This is a genomic window from Thalassobacter sp., assembly GCF_982993085.1.
In genome coordinates, this window is sequence record NZ_CEZFMW010000184.1 from 1 (window position 1) to 3,895 (window position 3,895).

General features: G+C 55.8%; 5 protein-coding genes and 1 pseudogene. 1 reads left to right on the plus strand and 5 read right to left on the minus strand.

Going from position 1 to position 3,895, the window contains the following annotated elements; translation table 11 throughout:
• A pseudogene (locus AC4GMC_RS17450) lies at nucleotides 1-134 on the minus strand (DUF1013 domain-containing protein); the annotation flags it as partial.
• 128 nt (nucleotides 135-262) lie between these two features.
• Here AC4GMC_RS17450 and AC4GMC_RS17455 point away from each other — a divergent pair.
• Nucleotides 263-892, plus strand: coding sequence for a ribonuclease T2 family protein (locus AC4GMC_RS17455; protein WP_487878082.1), 630 nt, complete (start codon nucleotides 263-265; stop codon nucleotides 890-892).
• On the opposite strand, the gene AC4GMC_RS17460 is transcribed toward AC4GMC_RS17455, so the two are convergent.
• The 4 genes from AC4GMC_RS17460 to AC4GMC_RS17475 form a co-directional block, all read right to left on the minus strand.
• On the minus strand, nucleotides 893-2,296 hold the full coding sequence (locus AC4GMC_RS17460) for an EAL domain-containing protein (protein ID WP_487878081.1): 1,404 nt from the start codon (nucleotides 2,294-2,296) through the stop codon (nucleotides 893-895).
• 91 nt (nucleotides 2,297-2,387) lie between these two features.
• Nucleotides 2,388-2,996 (minus strand): recombination mediator RecR, encoded by a 609-nt coding sequence (gene recR, locus AC4GMC_RS17465; RefSeq protein ID WP_487878080.1) that lies wholly within the window; start codon nucleotides 2,994-2,996, stop codon nucleotides 2,388-2,390.
• Between the two features lie 15 nt (nucleotides 2,997-3,011).
• Entirely contained in the window at nucleotides 3,012-3,356 is a 345-nt protein-coding gene (locus tag AC4GMC_RS17470) for a YbaB/EbfC family nucleoid-associated protein (protein ID WP_487878079.1), read from the minus strand.
• Nucleotides 3,357-3,473: 117 nt separating this feature from the next.
• Nucleotides 3,474-3,895, minus strand: a 422-nt coding sequence (locus AC4GMC_RS17475; RefSeq protein ID WP_488089328.1) for a hypothetical protein, incomplete at its 5' end; no start/stop codon positions are given.

The window sequence follows — 3,895 nt, forward strand, 5'->3', positions numbered from 1 at the left end:
GCCACATCGCCGTCCGCAATGCCTTGTACTTCCAGCTCGTGTAGGCCGCAAAAATCGCCAATCTGTTTGAAGCTGAGCGTGGTGTTATCCACCAGCCAAACGGCAGTGGCTTTTGCCATGATCGGTTTGTTCATCTCGTGTCTCTCCTTACGGCATAGCTGTCCCGTCGCCCGGCTGGGCGGCGATCTGTCGACCGCGGGTTCTCGCTTTTTGGGGAACTTGAGCGGTATATATGCTCTAGATAGGCCAGAGGGAAGCAAAAATGCGTTGGATCGTGGCGTTGATGATGTGGGCAGGCGTGGCGCATGCGGATGAGCCAAAGGCCGGCGTGTTTGATTATTATGTCTTGTCGCTCAGTTGGACGCCGACGTGGTGTGCCCTGGAGGGTGACGCGCGCGGCTCGGCGCAATGTGATCGGGGCCGAGAATATGGTTTCACTTTGCACGGGCTGTGGCCTCAGTATTCTCGTGGCTGGCCCAGCTACTGTCGGACGCCTCATCGTGAGGCCACACGCAGTGAGACGGCTGCGATGGCGGATATCATGGGGTCCGCAGGCTTGGCGTGGCATCAATGGAAAAAGCATGGGCGTTGTTCGGGCTTGGACCCGCAGGCATATTTTGTAGCATCACGCGCGGCCTATGAGGCCATTCAAAGACCTGCAATGTTGCGTGATCTAGACCGAGAGGTCACTTTGCCTGCGCGTTTGATTGAAGAGGCGTTTTTACAGGCCAATCCATCCCTTCAAGCTGATCAGGTTACGATCACTTGCAAGGCGCGACGTATTCAAGAGGTCCGCGTGTGTCTGTCGAAGGATCTTGAGCCACGCAGATGTGGGGCCGATGTGATCCGAGACTGTAGGCAAGATGATGCTCTGTTCAGTCCGATGCGATAATCAGGACAGTCTTTTGAGCCATTGATCAACGGGTGCTGGCCGACCCAAAAGGTAGCCCTGCACAAGCTGGATGCCCGAGGTGCGGACGGTTTCTAACTGGGCTTCGGTTTCGACACCCTCGGCAATGATTTCAAATTCGAGCGTGCGAGACATCTCCATCAAACCGTCCAGTATCCCCGCGTTACGTGCGTTGTTGTGCAGATCAGTGATGAAATGACGGTCGATTTTGACGATATCGACGGGAAACTCCTGAAGCCGCTGAAGATTGGAAAACCCCCGTCCAAAGTCATCTAGGGCGACACGAACGCCGGCTTCGCGCAATGCTTGGAGCATACGTTTCGCGCCTTCGGGGTCTTGGATAACGGCGCTCTCGACAATCTCAAATACCATCCTCTCTGGCGGGACACCGTCCAACAGTTCACTGATCCATTCAGGCTCCAGCCCGTTGCCGCGCTCAAGAAAACTGTTCGATACGTTGAACGCGCAAAACATGCCGGGCGGATCTTGGGTGAATGCGTTGGCAGTGCGGCTCGCGGCCTCAAGCGGTAGCTTGAGGTCAAGGTGATGCGCATCCGCCATCGTATCAACAAAGCTCTCCGGTAAATGAACATCACCTTCTGGCGTCACCCACCGAAGTAAGGCTTCAACACCAACGGGTTTGCCGGCGTGAATGTCCCAAATGGGTTGCACGTAATAGGTCACCTCATCGCGGTTCAATCCGGTTTGAATTTCTTCGATTGTGGGGCGAGAGGCCCGTTTGGTCCGAGTATTTAAGATCTCTTCATCGGCTGTTTTTACACGGTTGCGCCCTTCTAGTTTTGCCAGCGATAGCGCGTCTTCGGCCAAAACGAGGGCGCTGATTAGCTTTTGGTCCGGGTACAGCGGCGCTATCCCGATGGATGCGCTTCGGCTCACGACGATCTCACCGCTGGGCACGGATGTCTTGGCAATCACCATGCCAATTCTAACGGCTGTGAGCTGCGCTTCTTTTAGGTCGGGGGTGTTCAGGACGACGCAAAATTCATCCCCGCCTGTGCGTGCCACGGTGCCCGTGTTTCCGACCAGATCAATTAAGGCGCTGGACACTGCGGCGAGCAAACGGTCGCTTGTATCAAACCCGTGTCCATCATTTACACTGCCAAGATTGTCGAGATCGATACACAAAACGTGGGCATTCTGCGACCTTGCCTCGGTATCAATGAGTGAAAACAGTTTACTACGTGAATACGCAGACGTCAGGTTGTCCCGCTCCAAGGCGTCCACAAGGTCGGTGTTGCGCGAGTTCAGCGCATCGACCTGAGCGCGCGTATCTATAAGCAAAGCCCTGAGTTGCATTGCGTAAAAGAGCCCCGCCAACGCAAGAGCACCAAGAGCTGCCAACAGCACGAGTGTCCAGAATTCCATTATAAACAACATTAGCAATGATTTTTTAGCACGATATGCGTGATCATAGTCCGCGCACAATCAGTAGTTGTCAAAAAATTGCCAGTTTGGGCTAGCGGGGCATTTCCTTGCGGGCCGATAGCGCGGCAGAGATTGTGCCGTCGTCTAGGTAATCCAGTTCTCCGCCGATGGGCACACCTTGGGCGAGAGTGGTCATGGCGACGCCCGTATGGGACAGTTCGCCTGCGATATAGTGGGCTGTTGTTTGACCATCCACAGTCGCATTGAGGGCAAGGATAACTTCTTGCACAGCTTCGCTCGTGATCCGGTCCTTGAGCCTTGGCATGCGCAACGCTTCGGGTCCGATATCATCCAGCGGTGAAAGTGTGCCGCCCAAAACGTGGTAGCGACCGCCGAACATGCCAGAACGCTCCATGGCCCATAGGTCCGAGACTTCTTCGACGACGCAAATCTGACCATTTGCCCGCTTCTCTGAGGCGCAGATCGCACAGACCTCTAAGGTGCTGATATTACCGCAATTCAAGCAGGCGCGTGCTGTCTCGGCCACGTGGGTTAACATGCGGGATAGCGGCCGCATCTGCGTGTCACGCTTTTTGATTAAATGCAAAACAGCACGACGCGCGGATCGAGGGCCAAGCCCAGGCAGCTTGGCCATCATCTCGATCAGCGCGTTTAGGTCAGACAGGTCGTCCGTAGCCATATCAGGGTTCGAGGCTCAGAACGGCAGCTTCATTCCTGCGGGCAAACCCATGCCTTCGGTCAGTTCCTGCATCTCGCTTGCTGCCTTTGCGGCGGCTTTTGTCTGGGCGTCATTGATAGCCGCAAGGATCAGGTCCTCGACAACTTCTTTTTCATTGGGGTTAAAGATCGATGGGTCGATATCAAGGCCCGTCAACACGCCCTTGGCTGTGGCGGTCGCGGTCACAAGGCCTGCGCCGCTTTCACCAGTCACAGTGATGTTGGCGAGATTATCCTGCATCTCAGCCATTTTCGTCTGCATTTCCTGCGCTTTTTTCATCATGCCGGCCATATCGCCAAGCTGACCAAGTCCTTTGAGCATCGTAATCTGCCTCTTTGTCCGAGTGTCCAAGTTGGTTGACAGGGTAACCCCCGTTGCCCCCATTCGCCAGCCCAAACAGACAGAATAAGGCGCCACCGTGAGGAAGTGATGCCAGTCCTACAGTCGGGTGGATTTGGGAAGCGTGTATAAAACGGTGCCTGCGCACATCAATGCAACTCCGATCAGGAACAGGGCGGGTGAGCCAACGCAGCCCTCGCTTGCAGCTTGCGCAAGCTGCGCATTTCCGTTGAGAGCCACGGCCGAGGTCCACATCGCCCAAGCAAAAACAACTGCCAAGCCGCCCCATTGGCTGCGCAAGCGGACCACAAGCGCGGTTGCGACGATCAGAAAAAGGCTGGGTGGCGTACCAAAAAGGGCCATGGCTTCGGTCAACGCTGTGACCTCGGAGCCGCTCCAGTTGGGTCGGACTTGGGCGCAGATATCGGCAAGCACTTGTGTGGGCATGGCTGCAACCAACCCGAGGATCACTCCTCTTCGAACGGATCCCATTCGTCGGGCACCTCCGGCAAAGCATCGGC